This window comes from Natronosalvus halobius, assembly GCF_024138145.1.
GTDB classification, from domain to species: domain Archaea; phylum Halobacteriota; class Halobacteria; order Halobacteriales; family Natrialbaceae; genus Natronosalvus; species Natronosalvus halobius.
Genome location: NZ_CP099997.1, coordinates 2,042,501 through 2,059,848, shown reverse-complemented (window position 1 = coordinate 2,059,848; position 17,348 = coordinate 2,042,501). Strand labels below are relative to the sequence as shown.

18 protein-coding genes are annotated in these 17,348 nt (G+C 66.2%); 11 read left to right on the top strand and 7 right to left on the bottom strand.

Annotation, left to right across the window (positions count from 1 at the left end; genetic code table 11):
- Positions 1 to 18 precede the first annotated feature (18 nt).
- Positions 19 to 2,952 carry a bacterio-opsin activator domain-containing protein gene (locus tag NGM15_RS10145; protein ID WP_253430352.1) on the top strand — a complete coding sequence of 978 codons (2,934 nt, stop codon included), beginning with the start codon at positions 19 to 21 and terminating at the stop codon, positions 2,950 to 2,952.
- 106 nt (positions 2,953 to 3,058) lie between these two features.
- Positions 3,059 to 3,202 carry a rubrerythrin-like domain-containing protein gene (locus NGM15_RS10140; RefSeq protein ID WP_253430349.1) on the top strand — a complete coding sequence of 48 codons (144 nt, stop codon included), beginning with the start codon at positions 3,059 to 3,061 and terminating at the stop codon, positions 3,200 to 3,202.
- 137 nt (positions 3,203 to 3,339) lie between these two features.
- On the opposite strand, the gene NGM15_RS10135 is transcribed toward NGM15_RS10140, so the two are convergent.
- The 3 genes from NGM15_RS10135 to NGM15_RS10125 all read right to left on the bottom strand — a co-directional run bounded on the left by NGM15_RS10135 (position 3,340) and on the right by NGM15_RS10125 (position 6,013).
- Positions 3,340 to 4,362 carry an amidohydrolase family protein gene (locus tag NGM15_RS10135; protein WP_253430346.1) on the bottom strand — a complete coding sequence of 341 codons (1,023 nt, stop codon included), beginning with the start codon at positions 4,360 to 4,362 and terminating at the stop codon, positions 3,340 to 3,342.
- 164 nt (positions 4,363 to 4,526) lie between these two features.
- On the bottom strand, positions 4,527 to 5,753 hold the full coding sequence (locus NGM15_RS10130; protein ID WP_253430343.1) for an HD domain-containing protein: 1,227 nt from the start codon (positions 5,751 to 5,753) through the stop codon (positions 4,527 to 4,529).
- Positions 5,754 to 5,848: 95 nt separating this feature from the next.
- Positions 5,849 to 6,013 (bottom strand): hypothetical protein, encoded by a 165-nt coding sequence (locus NGM15_RS10125; protein WP_253430340.1) that lies wholly within the window; start codon positions 6,011 to 6,013, stop codon positions 5,849 to 5,851.
- Positions 6,014 to 6,153: 140 nt separating this feature from the next.
- Here NGM15_RS10125 and purL point away from each other — a divergent pair, with 140 nt between their 5' ends.
- The 3 genes from purL (at position 6,154) to NGM15_RS10110 (ending at position 9,624) form a co-directional block, all read left to right on the top strand.
- Positions 6,154 to 8,352, top strand: a complete 2,199-nt coding sequence (gene purL / locus NGM15_RS10120; protein ID WP_253430337.1) for a phosphoribosylformylglycinamidine synthase subunit PurL — start codon at positions 6,154 to 6,156, stop codon at positions 8,350 to 8,352.
- A 134-nt stretch (positions 8,353 to 8,486) separates the two neighbouring features.
- On the top strand, positions 8,487 to 9,071 hold the full coding sequence (locus NGM15_RS10115) for a response regulator transcription factor (protein ID WP_253430334.1): 585 nt from the start codon (positions 8,487 to 8,489) through the stop codon (positions 9,069 to 9,071).
- A gap of 100 nt (positions 9,072 to 9,171) precedes the next feature.
- A complete protein-coding gene (locus tag NGM15_RS10110) occupies positions 9,172 to 9,624 on the top strand; it encodes a chemotaxis protein CheW (protein WP_253430331.1) in 453 nt (150 codons plus the stop codon).
- A 78-nt stretch (positions 9,625 to 9,702) separates the two neighbouring features.
- On the opposite strand, the gene NGM15_RS10105 is transcribed toward NGM15_RS10110, so the two are convergent.
- From NGM15_RS10105 to NGM15_RS10095, 3 genes are all read right to left on the bottom strand, one after another.
- Positions 9,703 to 10,209 (bottom strand): macro domain-containing protein, encoded by a 507-nt coding sequence (locus NGM15_RS10105; RefSeq protein ID WP_253430328.1) that lies wholly within the window; start codon positions 10,207 to 10,209, stop codon positions 9,703 to 9,705.
- 110 nt (positions 10,210 to 10,319) lie between these two features.
- Positions 10,320 to 11,588 (bottom strand): M24 family metallopeptidase, encoded by a 1,269-nt coding sequence (locus NGM15_RS10100; RefSeq protein ID WP_253430324.1) that lies wholly within the window; start codon positions 11,586 to 11,588, stop codon positions 10,320 to 10,322.
- Between the two features lie 176 nt (positions 11,589 to 11,764).
- The gene (locus NGM15_RS10095; protein WP_253430322.1) at positions 11,765 to 12,670 is read right to left on the bottom strand and encodes a cation diffusion facilitator family transporter; all 906 of its coding nucleotides are present in this window, start codon (positions 12,668 to 12,670) and stop codon (positions 11,765 to 11,767) included.
- A gap of 198 nt (positions 12,671 to 12,868) precedes the next feature.
- On the opposite strand from NGM15_RS10095, the gene NGM15_RS10090 reads away from it, so the two are divergent.
- From NGM15_RS10090 to citZ, 6 genes are all read left to right on the top strand, one after another.
- A complete protein-coding gene (locus tag NGM15_RS10090) occupies positions 12,869 to 13,255 on the top strand; it encodes a fluoride efflux transporter FluC (RefSeq protein ID WP_253430318.1) in 387 nt (128 codons plus the stop codon).
- Positions 13,252 to 13,656, top strand: coding sequence for a fluoride efflux transporter CrcB (gene crcB / locus NGM15_RS10085; RefSeq protein ID WP_253430315.1), 405 nt, complete (start codon positions 13,252 to 13,254; stop codon positions 13,654 to 13,656). The genes NGM15_RS10090 and crcB overlap by 4 nt, the downstream gene beginning before the upstream one ends.
- A 406-nt stretch (positions 13,657 to 14,062) precedes the next feature.
- Complete coding sequence (locus tag NGM15_RS10080) at positions 14,063 to 14,632, top strand: magnesium transporter (protein WP_253430312.1); 570 nt, start codon at positions 14,063 to 14,065, stop codon at positions 14,630 to 14,632.
- Positions 14,632 to 15,216: a magnesium transporter gene (locus NGM15_RS10075; RefSeq protein ID WP_253430309.1), complete on the top strand. Its 585-nt coding sequence runs from the start codon at positions 14,632 to 14,634 to the stop codon at positions 15,214 to 15,216. Before NGM15_RS10080 ends, NGM15_RS10075 begins: the two co-directional genes overlap by 1 nt.
- 49 nt (positions 15,217 to 15,265) lie before the next feature.
- Positions 15,266 to 15,550, top strand: coding sequence for a DUF7536 family protein (locus tag NGM15_RS10070; protein ID WP_253430306.1), 285 nt, complete (start codon positions 15,266 to 15,268; stop codon positions 15,548 to 15,550).
- Positions 15,551 to 15,702: 152 nt separating this feature from the next.
- Complete coding sequence (citZ, locus tag NGM15_RS10065; protein ID WP_253430304.1) at positions 15,703 to 16,851, top strand: citrate synthase; 1,149 nt, start codon at positions 15,703 to 15,705, stop codon at positions 16,849 to 16,851.
- Positions 16,852 to 16,908: 57 nt separating this feature from the next.
- Here the strand turns inward: citZ and NGM15_RS10060 are convergent, their stop codons facing one another.
- On the bottom strand, positions 16,909 to 17,295 hold the full coding sequence (locus NGM15_RS10060; RefSeq protein WP_253430301.1) for a hypothetical protein: 387 nt from the start codon (positions 17,293 to 17,295) through the stop codon (positions 16,909 to 16,911).
- Between the last annotated feature and the right edge of the window lie 53 nt (positions 17,296 to 17,348).

The window sequence follows — 17,348 nt, the reverse complement described above, 5'->3', positions numbered from 1 at the left end:
CGACGAGAAGGGCCACCGATGGAACGCGGTACCGGCATCGACGAACCCGCACCGAACACGGCGTTGCTGATCGGCGCCCCGGACTGGATCGAGGCGGTGCGCGCGACCCTCGAGGCGACGGTCCCGAAACTCGAGCCTGTGGCGGTTTCGACGGCCGATTCGGACGAGCCGCTCGCGACCTGGGATGGCGGCACGCCGATGGTCGTCATCGTCGACGCGATGACGTCGTCGGATGACAGCCGGTCGTTCCTCGAGCGCGTGCGAGCGCGCTGGCCGTCCCGTCCGGTGGTGAGCGTTCCGGTCGACGGCGATGAACGCCTCGCCAGCCAGCATCTCGCGGCGGGCGCGAACGGCTACGTGCCGTTCGACGACCGGGAGTCGCTCCTCCAGGAGGTGCTCGACACGGTCCTCGAGGACCGAGACGAAACCGGGGAGCGACGGTCAGCGTCCGACGCTCGTCGGCGGGCCCGCCAGTTCGACGCTGTCGCCGATGTCCCGGTGAGCGGCGACCACGGTGACGTGCTGGACGTCGGACCGTACCTCTGGGTGCTCGAGGCCGACGGCACTATTGCCGAGACCAACCCGGCCGTCCGCGAGGGCCTCGAGACGGGCCCCGATCCGACCGGCCGATCGTTCGTTGATCGCCGCTACTGGGCGCTCGAGGCGGTCAGCCCGCTCGAGTCGGGGCTCGAGGCCGCCCGGTCGGGCGCGTACGCGGAGCGAGAGGTGGCGCTCTCGCGTCCGAACGCTGAGAAACGAACGCTTCCGAACGACGAGGAACGAACGCTCGCGCTCTCGTTTCACCCTATCGAGTCGGGCGACCAGGGGGTGGTGGTCCTCGGTCGCGACGTCACCGAACGCGTCGAAACGATTCGCGAACTCCGACGCTCGGAGGAACTCCACCGGGTGACGCTCGCGCACATGACCGACACGGTGTTGCTCACCGACGAGGAGGGGCGCTTCACCTACGTCTGCCCGAACGTCCACTTCATCTTCGGCTACACCGCCGCGGAAATCCACGAACTGGGAACCATCGACGCCCTGCTGGGAGACTTCTACGACGAAGCGGCGCTCGCCGAACGAGGCGTCCTCACGAACGTCGAGTGCACGGCGACCGACCGGGACGGCGACGAGCACGCGCTGCTCGTGAACGTCCGCGAGGTCTCGATCCAGGACGGTCGTCGGCTGTTTAGCTGTCGCGACGTGACCACGCGCAAGCAGCGCGAACGCGCGCTCACGTCGCTCCACGAGACGGCTCGCGCTCTCCTGTACGCCGAGTCGGAGGCCGAAATCGTCCAGCGCGTCGTCGACGACGTCGAGGCGGTCCTCTCGCTCCCGTCGGCGGCGGTCTATCGCTTCGACACGGCGGCGAACGCGCTCGAAGCGGCAGCCCGTGCCGGTATCGGCGACGGCGACCGACTCGAGGCGATCCCGCTGGGGGCAGACGACGCGGTTGCGAACGCGTTCGTCGAGGAGGACACGCACGTCTTCGAGGAGCTCGACCCGTCCGATTCGCCCGTCGACGGGCTTCGAAGCGGCGTCATCGTCCCGCTCGCCGACCACGGCGTCTTCCTGGCCGGGACCGCCGATCCCGTTACGCTCGACGACGTCACGATCGAGGTCGCGGACCTGCTGGCGGCGACCGCCGAGGCCGCCCTCGACCGGGTCGAACGGGACTCGCGGCTCAGGGCACGAGATCGGGAACTCAAACGGCAGAACCAGCGCCTGAGCGCGCTCGATCGCATCAACGAAATTATCCGCGAGATCGGGCGGGACCTGGTTCGAGCGGATACCCGCGACGACATCGAGGACGCCGTCTGCGGTCGCCTCACCGACGCCGACCGATTCGCGTTCGCCTGGATCGGGTCGCTCGACCCGCGAACCGACGAGGTCACACCTCGCGCCTGGGCCGGCGACGGCCAGGGCTACCTCGACGCACTCGAGACGCTCGCGGCCGATTCGACGGAGTCGGAGCCAACCTCGCGCACGCTCGAGACCCGGTCGCCGACGGTCGTCGAGAACGTCGCGAGCGATCTGCGGGCTGGCGAGTGGCGTTCGCCGGCGTTGACCCGCGGGTTTCAATCCGTCGCCAGCGTCCCCCTCGCGTACGACGAGTTCAGCTACGGAGCGCTGACGGTCTACGCCGACAGACCCGACGCCTTCGACGAGACCGCGCGGGAAGTGCTCCGGGAACTCGGTGAGACCATCGCCTCGGCGATCGGGTCGGTCGAACGAACCCACGCCTTGCTGGGCGGCCGCGTGGCCGAACTCACCTACGAGGTCGACGTCGAGAACACGGGGACGGCGATCGATCGCCTCGCCCGAATCCTCGAGTGCCGGCTCGACCTCGAGGGCGGCATCCAGCGCCTGGAATCGGGCGTGTTGACGTTCGTCACCGTCACCGGCTGCTCGCCCGAGGCGGTCGTCGACCGGGCCTCGTCCCTGACCGGCGTCCAGGACGCACACGTCGTCAGCGCGAGTGCGAGTGCAAGCGCGGACGGAGGCCTCGTTCGGCTCACGCTCTCCGAACTGGCGCTCGCGACCCGCCTGGCCGAACACGGTGGCGTCGTCCGTCGGCTCACCGCCGACCCCGACGGAACGACGCTCTCGGTGGACGTGCCAAGCCCGGTCGAAACCGCGTCGATCGACGACCTTGTCCGGTCGACCTATCCCGAGGCCTCGCTCGCGACGCGCCGAGAACGTACCGGGCCCCCGACGACCGGCGACCGCCTCGAATCCGCGGTCCTGGAGTCGCTCACTGACCGCCAGCTCGAGGTGGTTCGGACGGCCTATCACGCCGGATTCTTCGCAACGCCGCGAGCCCAGACCGGTTCGGCCGTCGCCGACTCGCTGGGCATCTCTTCGACGGCCTTCTCGAACCACGTCAGGGCGGTCGAGCGAACGCTCTTTTCGATCCTGTTCGAAGACTCGTACGCGACGAGGGTTCAATAGTAAACCCGGGGTGACTGAGAGGGGTTTAGAACTGAACCACTACGCCCATCGGTGTCGGGCAAATATTGCACTACGTGGCCACCGACCGTCGCGTGGCCGGCTACCCATGAAGGACGCTCCATACGACCCAGCGGCCGAATCGACCTACGAGTGCCTCGAGTGCGGGGACACGGTCACCGCGACCACGAACCCCGGAACCTGCCCCACGTGTGGGGTCGCCTATCGAAACACGGCGATGCCGATCGAATAACTGGCCGGTAACGTACCGCAGCGGTAGGTGCGGCTTGGTCCCCGCTGTCCCGTCTCGTCACTCGAGACGGATTCTATCGTACTGAACGTCTCCGTCGAGCGGTACGTTCGCGCGAGCGCGGTCGAGTCCGTCGGCGTTCACTCGGCGTAGACGACTCGCTTCACGTCGGCGACCCCTGCCCGCCGGACAACCGCCCGAACGGGATCGCGAACGCCCGCGATGTTCGGCGAATCGCCGTCGAGCACTAGCACGCGGGCGACCTTTCCGGCCTCGAGCGAGCCGTATTCTAGATCCAGCAGGGAGGCCCCGTTGACCGTCGCCATCCGCAGAATGTCGCGGGCAGGGAGGTCCGAGAGTTTGGCGAGGAACTCCATCTCCCGGAACATCGACGGCGAGTTGAGCATCACGTTGTCGGTGCCCAGCGCGAGCGTCGTTCGGTCGATTAGCTCCTCGACGGGCGGGAGGCCGACCCCGGTGACGATGTTCGAGCGCGGACAGACCACGACGGGAATCTCCTCGCTTGCGATTCGTTCGAGGTGGTCGTCCTCGGGGTGGACGACGTGGACCAGGAACTCCGGTTCGAGGTCCATCGCCGGGTGGAGGTCGCTGGGGTCGGCCTCGCCCGCGTGGATGGCGAAGGGCTTGCCGGCCTCACGGGTCGCCTCGCGCTCGTGGCCGAAAGTGTCGTCGTTGGCCCCGCTGGCCCCAAAGCCGTCGCCCGCCTCCATCGCCTCGAGCGACCCGCGGGCGAACGCGTAGGCGTCGATCGCCTGGCCCGAGGCGGCCTCGCGAAGCACCTCCACGCCTGCGACGCCGCCCTCCCGAAAGTCGAAGCAGGCCGCCGTGCCGCCGCGTTCCATGTACTCGAGCGAGGTTCGGACAGCCGAGACGAGTTCCTCGCGACTTGCGTCCCGGAGGAGGCGATGTTTGAGGCCGTCCGGCGGCGCGACGAGTTCCTCGAGGGTGAGCCCGCCGCCGGCCTCCTTCGCGATGGAGTCGCCGATGTGCGTGTGAGCGTTGATAAATGCCGGGAGCACGACGTCGTCGCTCTCGACTGCTTCCTCCTCGATGGCCTCGATTCTGCCGTCGTCGCCGACGACCAGTCGGCCCTCGACTGGCTCGAGGTCCGCTCCCCGAAGAATCGTTCCGGTGAGTTCCATACCCGTCGGTTCGGTTCGGGCGCCTTCAACGGTTCCGTTTCGACGCGTCTCGGGTCGTCGAGCATTTTGCTGGATTTCGATTCGGTTCGTTTTCGTCGCCACTCGAATCTAGCCTAGATTTCACCTCGAGACGTTAGAGGGGGTTTGTGAGCACTCGGGCGGCCTCACTCCACGAACTGATCGAGCGTGGCGTACAGTCCGTCGCGCACTTCGGTGACCAGCGGGCCGTCGATGTCGAGGCCTAGCACGTCGACGGCGGCCCGACCGACGGGTTCGCGCATCTCGTCGGGCGAGTAGACGCCGAGTCGCCACTGGGAGTACTGAGCGGCACGGAGCGCGTCCACGAGCGGGGACTGACGACCCAGCTGGCGGACGTCGCCGTTGACCAGGACGCGCGTCGTGGACTCCTTCATCGACGGGCGAGACGGGACGTCAATGATAACCGTCTCCGGGTCGACGTTCGCCAGGTCGGCGATCTCGCGCTCGAACTCTCGAATCGCCTCGTGGTCAGCCTCGATGATTCCGCCCGGGACGTCGTCGATCTCGGCCCAGACGGCTCGTTTGTACAGGTCACGGTGGTCGAGGCGCCGGGAAAATTCTTCGGTCGCCCTGCTCGAGCGCAACGCGACGATCAGGTCGTGGTCGTCCATCCGCTGGAGGGTGTGGGCGTCCGTTTCCTCGGCCTCGAGCAACTGTTCGCCCGCGCGACGGAGCATCGCCTTGCTGATGCGGGCGACGCTGTGGCTGTAGACGGTCGGATTCATCAGCGCGCGAGCGACCAGGAGGCTCTCGGCGGTCTGGACGTTCCCCGCCGCGAGGACGAGTTCGCCATCGGCGAAGCGAAGCTCGCGAACCAGCCGTCCGTGGTCGATCGTCCCGTAGGGAACCCCCGTGTGGTGGGCGTCGCGCACGAGGTAGTCCATCCGGTCGACGTCCAGTTCCCCGGAGACGATCTGCCCGAAGCGGCCGTTTCCGGCGACCAGGTCCGCGACGGCGTCGGGCTCGAGGTCGTGCTCGCGGAGGACGTCGCCAATCTCGCCCGCGGCCAGCAGGTCGTGGACGTCGTCGTGGTACCGGCCGGTCTTTCGGTGGGTCAGCTCCTCGAGGTTGTGGCTGAACGGGCCGTGACCGACGTCGTGGAGGATTGCGGCGGCCTGGACGCGCTCGGCCTCGCGACCCTCGATGCCGAGGTGCTCGAGGGCCTCGCAGGCGAGGTGGTAGACGCCGAGGCTGTGCTCGAAGCGGGTGTGGTTCGCGGAGGGGTAGACGAGCGAGACGGTGCCGAGTTGGGTGATGTTCCGCAGACGCTGGACGGCGGGGGTGTCGAGGAGGTCCCGCGCCACGCCGTCGACCACGATGTGGTCGTGAACGCTGTCCTTGATGGTTTTCATGCCATCGCATTCGGCGCTCTCGTACAAAAACCGTCGGACACCCGTCGTTCAGGCAGTCTCCTCCGCCTCGAGCGCGTACTCGAGGAACTTCGGCATCAGGACGGCGTCGAGGACCGCGAGTCCCAGCGCGAGGTAGCGAACGAAGCCCTCGAGGTAGACGATGGCGACGAGGCGATGATCGCCGCCCCGGAGAGGCCAAGCGCGTAGCGGACCATCGGATTCTCGAACGGGTTCGCCTGCTGGGTATTGGAGGTGCTCATACGAGGGACTCCAGGACGACCCGGCAAAAGTATACTGATTCTAACCAGTTGTGGGAGAATAAAAAATCGAACGATTCGATATGATGCACGAACGTGGATATGGAAACCCCTTTACTGTCCGACTTTCACCACCTAGGTGAATGAGCGAAGCCGATTCGGACCACGAACTGATCGTCGCCGAACTGGGCCGAGAGCCAACCCCAGCGGAGGCGGCGCTGTTCGAGAACCTCTGGAGCGAACACTGCGCCTACCGATCCTCGAGACCGCTACTGTCGGCGTTCGAGAGCGAGGGCGAGCAGGTCGTCGTGGGGCCGGGCGACGACGCGGCGGTCGTCGCGCTGCCCTCTGGCGGGAGAAATGGAGAGCAGGACGTCTACATCACCCTCGGTATCGAGAGCCACAATCACCCCTCCTACGTCGACCCCTTCGACGGCGCCGCCACGGGCGTTGGCGGCATCGTCCGGGATACCCTCTCGATGGGCGCCTACCCAATCGCGCTCACCGACAGCCTCTACTTCGGCCCGTTCGAGAACGAACACTCCCGGTACCTCCTCGAGGGCGTCGTCGAAGGGATCAGCCACTACGGCAACTGTATCGGCGTCCCCACCGTCGGCGGCAGCGTCGACTTCCACCCCGACTACGAGGGGAACCCGCTGGTGAACGTCGCCTGCGTCGGCCTCCTCACCGAGGACCGCCTCGTGACGGCCATCGCCCAGGAGCCGGGGAACAAACTCGTGCTCGTGGGCAACGCCACCGGCCGCGACGGCCTCGGCGGCGCGAGTTTCGCGAGCGAGGACCTGGCTGAGGACGCCGAAACGGAGGACCGTCCCGCGGTCCAGGTCGGCGATCCATACGCCGAGAAACTGCTGATCGAGGCCAACGAGGTCATGATCGACGAGGGGTTGCTCGAATCGGCCCGCGACCTCGGCGCCGCTGGATTGGGCGGGGCCTCGAGCGAACTCGTCGCCAAGGGCGGCCTCGGCGCCGAAATCGACCTCGAGACGGTCCACCAGCGCGAGCCGAACATGACCGCACTCGAGATCCTGCTCGCAGAGTCCCAGGAGCGAATGTGCTACGAGGTCGCCCCCGAGAACGTCGAGCGGGTTCGCGAGATCGCCGAACGCTTCGACCTGGGCTGTTCGGTCATCGGCGATATCACGGCCGGCAACTACGTCTGTACCTTCGACGGAGAGACCGTCGTCGACGTCGACGCCAAGTTCCTCGGGGACGGAGCGCCGATGAACGACCTACCGTGGGAGGAGCCGACCGAACCCGAGACCGATCTCCCTGACACCGACCTCGAGGACGCCTTCGATGCCGTCGTCGGCTCGCCCAACACCGCCTCTAAACGGTGGGTCTACCGCCAGTACGACCACGAGGTGGGGATCCGGACGAGCGTTCCGCCGGGTGACGACGCGGCGATCGTCGCCGTTCGAGAGACCGATACCGGAATCGACGCGGGAACCGGAACTGGACTGGCCATCTCCGCAGGCGCTGCTCCGAACTGGACGAGTGCGAACCCGAGAAACGGAGCGCGCGCGGTCGCCCTCGAGAACGCGACCAACCTCGCCGTCAAGGGCGCGACGCCGCTCGCCGCGGTGGACTGTCTCAACGGCGGCAACCCCGAGAAGGCCGACGTCTACGGCGGGTTCAAGGCCATCGTCGACGGCCTGGCGGAGATGTGTGCCGACCTCTCGGTACCGGTCGTCGGCGGCAACGTCTCCCTGTACAACGACTCGGTGAGCGGCCCCATCCCACCGACGCCAACGATCGCGATGGTCGGCACGAAGGCGGGCTACGACGCGCCGGGCCTCGGGGCGCGTTCCGAGGAGTCGTCGCTTCTCCTGGTCGGCGACGACGCCCTCGAGCGCGATTCCTTCGCCCTCGGCGGCTCCGAACTCCTGGCGCAGTTCGGCGGGAGCGATCAGTTCCCCGACCTCCCCGAGTCGCCTACAGAACGGCTCGAGACGCTCGCTACCGTCGCGAACGCCGACTCGACGCTCGCGACCCACGACGTGAGCCACGGCGGTCTGGCGGTGACACTCGCGGAGATGGTGACCGCGGACGTCGGCCTCGAGGTGGCGCTGCCGACCGACGACCTGGCGGCGGGCCTGTTTCACGAACTCCCCGGACGGGCAGTGGTCCAGACGACCGACCCCGATGCCGTGGTCGAGGCGTTCGATGGCGTCGCGCCCGTCGTCGAACTCGGCTCGCCGACGGCGGACGGGACGCTGTCGATTACGGTCGCGACGGAGGACGGAAACGAGACGACCGTCCTGGATCGAACGGCGGCCGGCATCGCCGCTCTTCGTACTGTGTTGGAGACGGAACTCGAGTAGCGACCCGGCCGGTTTCGGCTGCGTTCGAACCGTTTATTCAGTTCAGGGGCGTTTTCCAGGTTCAATCGCCCGATATATTCATATAGCTCCGTGAGAAGTTTGTCGATTGTCAGCCGATACTGGAGACTATCCCGATGCCAACCGAACCCCACGTCCTGATCGTCGAAGACGAACCCGACCTGGCGACGCTCTACAGCGCCTGGCTCGAGGACGAGGTGTCCGTCGAGACTGCTTACGACGGCACGGACGCCCTCGATGCCATCGACGAAACGGTCGATATCGTGCTTCTCGACCGCCGAATGCCGGGTCTTCCGGGCGACACCGTCCTCGAGACCATCCGGCAACGCGACCTCGACTGTCGCGTAGCCATGGTGACGGCAGTCGAACCGGACTTCGACATCATCGGCCTGGGATTCGACGACTACCTCGTCAAACCGGTCTCGAAGGCCGAGCTCACCTCGCTGATCGACCAGTTGCTGTTGCGCTCGAGCTACGACGACCAACTCCAGAAATTCTTCGCACTCGCGTCGAAGAAGGCACTCCTGGACGGCCAGAAAACGGTCGCCGAGCGACGGGCCAGCCAGGAGTACGCCGTTCTCGAGGACCGCCTGGCGGTATTGCGGGCGACCGTCGACGACACCATGATGGAATTGCTGGAGCGGGACGTCTATCGCCGCCTCTGTGAAGACATCTCCAGAACGCCGGTTGCGACCGAGTAGCGGGACCGCGAACCGCGAACCGCGAACCGCGAACCGGGCGAATGCGACCCGATGGGTTGTCGCAACAGTTATTTTCTACCGACGTTTCCGTCTGAACTGAATGACGGAGACTGGTAGTTCGAGCGAGTCAACCGACCGCGTCTCGATGCTGACGTTCGAACTGCAGTCGGACGGCTACTGCGTCGAATCCGATCGAGTCTCGTCGGTGCTGGGCGTCGGTGACACCGGCGTCGTCGACGCCGCTGAGGATCCCTGGAACGCGGGCGAAATCGACGTCGGTGGCGAGCGGATCCGAGTCGTCGACCTCGCTCGCGTGTTCACGGCACCGACGGCGTCGATCGATCGCTCGAGCGATCCCATGCTCCTCGTGTTCGGCGTCACCGACGACGCCGGCGCCTACTACGGGTGGCTGGTCGACGACGTCGGCATCACCCGGCGGGTCGACCGGGACCGCATCGAACCCAATCCGCAGAGCGGCGCGTTCGTCGCGGGCCACCTCCCGCTCGAGGGGGAGACGTACCGCTGGCTCGACGAACGAGCGATTCACGATTAGTTGAGATCGTCGTCGCTGACTCCGGACCAGTCCCGGAGTCGTTAGCTCCAGTTCAGTCACGAAATCGCTGGCTCCAGTTCAATCTTGACGTCTTCGTACGGCACGTCGAACCGTCTCGAACTCCCGCTCGTCGTAGGCGATGAATCGCACGTCCTCCAGCGTGCTTGGTTCGTAGGCCTGAAGCTCTCGAGCGATGATCTCGGCGCCCTCGGCGAGGTCGAAGCCGGCGACGCCACAGCCGAGGGCCGGGATCACGAGCGACTGACAGCCCAGGTCGTCGGCGCGCTCGAGGGCGTTCCGGGTGGCGTCGCGGATGCTCTCTTCAGTGGCCTTCCCGTCGCCGTAGTGGGGCATCGCCGCCGCGTGGACGACGTACTCGGCCTCGAGGTCGTAGGCGTCCGTGACGGCGACTTCGCCGAGGTCGACCGGTCCGTTCGCCATCGCCTCCTCGTTGATCTCCGGGCCGGCCCCGCGCCGAAGTGCGCCGGCGACGCCCGACCCCATCCGGAGGCTGGTTCCGGCAGCGTTGACGAGGGCGTCGGCGGACTGGACCGCGATGTCGCCCTGGATGACGTCGAAGTCCATACTCGCGGTACGATCGGTATCGTGAAAAAACTCGGGCGGATCCCGTTCACGGGTTCGCCACTTTCGCCTCACGCCGTCTCGGCCCCCGAAAACACCCTCGAACAGAGCGCTCAGTAGTCGATTCGCGTGATCTCCTCGACTGGCCACCGGCTCAGGATTTCGACGCCGTTCTCGCGGACGACGACCATCTCCTCGACGCGCACGCCCTGGTTCTCCGCGGGCTCCTGGGTCTCGACGGCCATCGTCATCCCCTCCTCGATCTCGATGGGGTGCTCGGAGGAGAGCCCCCGCCAGATCAGGGGCACCTCGTACAGCTGAAGCCCGAGACCGTGGCCCCAGTGGTTGGTCGTCATCTGCCAGTGTTCGTCCGCGTCGTAGAAGTCGGCATGCTCGCCTTCCATGTCTGGGAAGCCCTTGCAGATCTCGTCGGTCGTCGCACCGGGTTCGATGCGCTCAAGCACGTCGTAGAGGTTATCGCGGGCGATCTCGTAGGCGTCTTTTTGGGCCTGGGTCGGCTCGCCCATGCTGAAGGTGCGGTAGTAACACGAGCGGTAGCCCAGGTAGCCGATGTTGTAGAAGTCGGCGTAGACGAGGTCGCCGGGCCGGATCATCCGATCGGTGGTGTTCGCCTGGTGTTTCGGCCAGGTGTTCGGCCCGGAGGTGACGTAGCCGCCGCCGACGAACGCCCCCTGCTTCCAGAGTTCCTCCGCGGCGGCCCCCCAGAGGTCGGTCTCGCTGGCTCCTGGACGGGCGGTCTCGGTGATCCGCTGGAATCCGGCCTCGCAGATGGCCGCGACCTGGCGGAGACACTCGATCTCGTCGCGGGTCTTGACCTTGCGGGCGTCCTCCATCACCGATGGGACGGTCCCGGTGTCGACCTCGATTCCGCGGTCCTCGAAGGCGCTTACCAGGCCGGCGTTTCCGACGTCGATGCCCAGAACCTCGTCGTCGACGCCGTACTCCTCGAGAGCCGTCGCCACGGTGTCGGCCATCTTTGCCTTGAGGAAGTCACGTGCGGAGTCCCGCCCGGAGGCGCGGGGGACGTTGCCGAGTCCAGGGCAGGCGTACCGGATGTCCTGGAGCCACGGGCAGTTGAAGCGCTGGTTGCTCGCGTGGTCGGCGGTGTCCCAGTGGATCACGTCGCCTTCCTCGGTGAGGACTGTGTAGTGGTCGGCTCCGCTGCCGCCGGTCATCGCCAGGCCGGTGACGTAGCGGATGTTCGGGTCCGAGACGAGGAGCATGGCGCCGAGTTCGGTCTCCTGGAGGCGCTCGAGGGCGCGCTCCTTTCGCTCGCGGCGCATCCGCTTGACGTCGATGCGCTCCTCCCAGTCGACGGCCTGGGTCCCGCGCGTTCCCTCCATGAAGTCCCGCTGGTACATACTCGTAGGTCACGAACGATCCCTAAGAAACCTATCGACACGCGGACGGCGTGGGAATTACTATACTTTCTATAGTGTAACGATGCGTTCGAAAATCGTCCTCCTCGTTCTCGCTTCCCTCGAGAGGGGACGAAAGAGATTCGCGGTTGCGGGCCAGGTTCCGGAGGCGAGCCCGGTCAGGACTCGACGTGATCCTTCCACTCGCCGATCCCCGAGGGATCGAGATGGACGTGGGCGTCCCCGACGTCGTCCTGTTCGCGCAGGGCCGTCACGAGCGCCGTCTCGAGGTCGTGGGCGTCCCGCAGGGGCATCTCGCCGTCGACCTCCACGTGGACCTCGACCTCGAGGACCGTCCCGTCGTAGTAGACGGTGAGGTCGTGAATTCCCTGCACGCCCGGATGGTCCCGGAGCGTCCTGGAGATGGCCTCGCGCTTCTCGCTCGAGGGGGCGGCACCGACGAGGTAATCGACGTTCTCGCGGGCGATGGAGACGCCCTGAGAGACGACGATCAGGCTCACGAGGCCGCCGGCGACGGCGTCGAGTTCTGGAACGCCGAAGACGACGCCGGTGACGCCGATCACTGCCGCGAGGGAGGTGTAGATGTCGTTCAGGCAGTCGACCGCGAGGGCGTCGAGCGCGGTCGAGCCAATCTCGCGGTTGATCGCCTGGGTGTACCGGTAGACGAGGTACATGTCGACGATCGCGAACGCCAGCGCGCCGAGCAGGAGGGGACTGAAGGTGACGTCGGTGCTATAGAGGAGGCCCCGAACCGACTGGTTGAGCAGGGAGAGGCCGAGCAAGGCGATGACCGCGCCGACGAACAGCGCCGTCAGGGGTTCGATTCGGTCGTGGCCGTGGGGGTGGGTGTCGTCGGGTTCGTCGTAACTGCTCGTTCCCCAGACGAGGACGACGACGCTGGCGACGAGGTCGGCCAGGGAGTGGGCGGCGTCGGCGAGCAGCGAGAAACTGCCAAAGGCGAGACCTGCGGCCCCTTCGACGGCGATTTTGGCGGCGTTGCCGATGACGTTCACCCAGGCTGCGCGCCGGAAGTCGCGCCGGTGTCGGTGTACGCCCTCGCTCATACCCGATTTAGAGTGAGTCTATCCTTCAACGTTGTCACTCGAGTTCGGGACGCCGCGATACGTTCGAATCCACGTGTTTCGACACGCTCATAGGACCCGCATCCAAATCACGGCGTAGTTGGGCGATGGGGCCCGCCTGATCCAACCGCCGACCGCCACCTCGACGGCGGTCGGCTGACGGTCCCTGGATCAGCCAGCATGTCCGACACCGCACTCACTCGACTCGAGACGCTCGCCCTGATCGCCATCGGCGGCTTCGTCGGGTCGAACCTCCGATTCTACGCGTTCGGCGCGCTTCCCGAAGAACTCGCCCTCCTCACCGTCAACGTCGTCGGGAGTGCCGTCCTCGGCTTCCTGGTCTACGAGGCCCAGTACCGGGGACGGATCGATCCGGCGACCCGGATCTTTCTGACGACGGGCTTTCTCTCATCGCTGACGACCTACAGCGGCTTCGCGTTGCAAGCGGGGACCGCCAATGGGCCGCTGCTATTCGGCGCCGTCGTCGTCGGCAACTACGCGCTCGGCTTCGCCGGCGTCTTCGTCGGACGGTCGCTGGCTCGAGCGACGGGCGGTGATCGCTCGTGAGCGCCGACCTCTCGCTCTCGTTCGCGAGCGAGCTGGCTCGACTCGCGGACGGTCTCGAGCCAGCCCACCTCGTCGGCGTCGGTGGTGCCGTGGGAGCACTCGCTCGTCACTGGGTGTACCAGCGCCTCTCCTGGGACTCGTTCCCGGTCGCGACCCTCGCGGTCAACGTGCTGGGGAGTTTCCTGCTGGGCGTGGTTACCTTCGCCAATCCGGGACCAGCGACCGCCCAGTTCGTCGGGACGGGAATCTGCGGCGCGTTCACGACGTTCTCGACGTTCTCGGTGGAGACCGTTCAGTTGCTCGAGCGCGGCGACCGTCGCCCGGCAGCCATCGCGGCCGGGTCGAATCTGCTCGCCTCGATAGGCGGGATCTGGCTGGCGTGGTGGCTGGTCACGCTCTGAGCAACGGATCGACGACGGTCGAGCGTACACTGTCGGGTGTTACCACGGACTGTGCGGAGGAAAACGCCTATCAGACTCGTCTCAGTAACGAACGTACATGTTCACGTGGGCCGCCACTCCCGTCGACCGACACCGACGCCGAACTGCGCAGCCGGTGTGTCCCCACGCTCCGGCAGACGGTTCCGTCGACAGGAGACGCGTCGGTCCACGCCGCCATCGCTGCTCGCACGTCCGGGGTGACGTCTATGGAGGTTGCTGAACGACGAGCACCGGAAGTGGATCGACGTGGGTCGTACGAGACCGAGACGAGTGAGGATCGACGTGGGTCGTTCGAGGCCGAAACGAGTGAGTCCGGTACCGCACGAAACGCTCGAACAACGCCGCGCGGTCGCTTGGAGGCCACCCCATGAGCGCTCGCGAGGAGTTCGTGTCGATCTATCGGGAGACGCTCCCGGTGCTGTTGATCGCGCTCGGCGGCGGCCTCGCCTCCGGCGTCATCCTGGAGAACCTCCTCGCCAGCGTCGAACGGTTTCCCGGGCTGCTCGTGATGGTTCCGGTCTTCCTCGCCACGCGCGGGAACGTCTACGGCGCGCTCGGGGGACGACTCGCCAGCGGGCTCCACCAGGGGCTGATCGAGCCGCGCTTCTCGTGGGACGAACGCCTGGTCAATGCGGTGGTGGCCTCCTTCGTCAACGGCATCGGTATCTCGATCGTCATCGCCGTGCTCACGCGACTCGCGCTGGCGGTGCTTGGCTGGGAGTCTGCGGCGCTCTGGGAGTTTCTCGCCATCATGCTCATTTCGGGCGTGCTCACCTCGACCGTGTTGATCTTCGGTCTCTTGCTGGTGCTCTTCGGCGGGTACGAGGCGGGCTACGACCCCGACAATCTCGTCGGCCCCATCGTGACGACGCTGGGTGACATCTTCGGCATGCTCTTTCTTGTCTTTGCCGTCACACTCGTCGGGGTGATGCCCTGATGTCGATTCTCTCCACGAACGACTCGCTGGGCTCCTGGAGTGCCCGATCGATCGTCTCCACGATGTTCCCCCTACTGATCGTGCTCTCGATCATCGTCCTCGCGGCCGGGATCACCCTTGATCGGGCCGAGGCGCTCCTCGAGCAGTATCGCGTGCTGGCGATCATGGTTCCCACGATGGTCGGACTCGGCGGCAACCTCGGCGCGATTTTGAGTTCGCGACTCTCGAGTCGCCTCCACCTGGGCGTCGCGACGTTCGACGTGCGGGATACTGGTCTCTGGGCGAACATCGCCGCCATTCTCGCGCTGGCGGTGACGGTCTTCACGGTGCTCGCGATCGGTGCGTACCTGCTCGGCGTCGCGTTCGGTATCGCCATCGCGCTCCCGACGTTGCTCTTTATCGCCCTGGTCAGCGGAATCTCGACCGCCGTCATCGCCATCGTCTGCAGTTTCGGCGCGACGTACGCCTCCTACCGACTCGGGGTCGATCCCGACGACCTGACGATTCCCATCGTGACGAACGTCGTCGACGTTTTCGGGATGCTCATCTTCATCGGGGTCTCGTGGCTCGTGCTCGGGTTGTAACCTCATCGAATCCGACGCGGCTTTGTACACCCGGTCGAAAGATCGAAACGTGTCACCGTCACCGGATCGTCCGGACCGCCCGCCGACGGCGGCCCTGCTCGAGGCCCTCGACGTAAAGCGAAACGCAATCATTTCGCTACTCGTCGGCGTCGCGTTTACCGTCGCGGTCTTCGCCTTCTTCGTCGTTATCCCCGGCTCGAACCAGCAGTCGAGCTACCTGGTCGCGCTCGCGTTCGTCCTCGCGACGACCAGCGCCGGAACCGTCTGGATCGCGCTGACGGTGTACGCTGCCGTCGGCCTCTCACGGGAACTGTCAGCGGACGAACGGCCCTGACCCGAATCGGCCGTCAGCCGAGCGAGAGCCGATCCGAGGCCGATCGTTCGAGATCCTGATCCGATGGATACCGATGCAGGCGCCGGGACGAGTGCCGTGGTGCCAACGGGCAAACGGCAATACTTTTCCAATCCCGCACGAAAGTTCCTGCTATGGCTGACGATCTGAAGAAAGGGCTCGAGGGTGTGTTGGTCGCCGAATCCCAGCTCAGTTCGATCGACGGTGACGCCGGTCGACTGATCTACCGCGGGTACCCGATCGAGGACCTCGCGGAGGGAGCCAGCTACGAGGAGGTACTCTACTTGCTCTGGCACGGCCAGCTCCCCGACGCGGGCGAACTCGAGTCGTTCACCGACGCGATGGTTGCCGAGCGGGCCGTCGACGACGCCATCCTGGAGGCCGTTCGCAGCCTGGCCGAGGCCGACGAGACGCCGATGGCTGCACTTCGGACCGCGACGTCGATGCTCTCGGCGATGGAATCCGAGAGCGACGCCGGTGCCGAGGATTTCGAGGCCTCGCTACGAAAGGGACGCCGGATCACCGCCAAGATCCCGACCGTCCTGGCCGCTTTCGAGCGCTTCCGCCAGGGCGAGGAGCCGGTCGACCCCGACCCCAATCTCGGACACGCGGCGAACTTCCTCTACATGTTCACGGGCGAGGAACCCGACGACGTCGCCGCCGAAACGTTCGACCAGGCGCTCATCCTCCACGCTGACCACGGCCTGAACGCCTCGACGTTCACCGCGATGGTCATCGGTTCGACGATGGCCGACGTCTACAGTTCGTTGACCGGCGGCATCGGGGCGCTCTCGGGGCCGCTTCACGGCGGGGCCAACCAGGACGTCATGGAGGTTCTCTTCGAGATCGAAGAGAGCCACCTCGATCCACGCGACTGGGTCGAGCAGGCGACCGAGGAGGGTCGGCGCATTCCCGGCTTCGGCCACCGCGTCTACAACGTCAAGGACCCCCGCGCGAAGATTCTGCAGCGACGAAGCGAGGAACTCGCCGAAACCGGCGACGACACCTGGTACGAGATCACCACGACCATCGAGGACTACCTCACCGAGGAGAAGGGCCTCGTCGAGAAGGGGATCGCCCCCAACGTCGACTTCTACTCCGGGTCGGTCTACTACCAGCTTGGTATCCCAATCGACACGTACACGCCCATCTTCGCGATGAGCCGCGCCGGCGGCTGGATCGCCCACGTGCTCGAGTACCAGCGCGACAATCGACTCATCCGCCCGCGAGCGCGCTACACGGGTCCCGAGGACCAGACGTTCGTGCCGCTCGAGGAGCGGTAGACCCGGTCAGGTTCTTTCTCTGCGGTTGCCTCGAGTTCACTCGAGTTGCGTTGCTCGCTACTCGAGTTGCGTCGCCCGATACCCCGACACGGATTCGACGGCGAGGTAGACCAGGGCCGTGAGCGTGAGCACCGCGAGGCCGATCTGTCGGACGGTGACGGGGCCGAGTGCGGCGTCGCCAGCGACCCACAGGAGCGCGCCGACCAGGAGGAAGACGGCGACGACGGCGACGTACCGCCAGCGGGACGCAGTCGGGATCATGCCGTCGTCGCCGCGAGCGGCCAGGTAGAGGTGCGCGCCGCCGAAGATGATGCCGTAGCTCACGAGGAAGGCGACGAGGTGTTCGGGACCGTCGGTCGCGAAGTCGAACCTCGAGACGACGGCGAAGATGGCAATCGCGAGAGCGATGGCAACGAGGTGGACGCGAGTGTCGCGGGAGACCATGCGATCGTGTTTCATTTCAGATTATTTGATGTTTTCGAGGGCGTGGCCTCGAG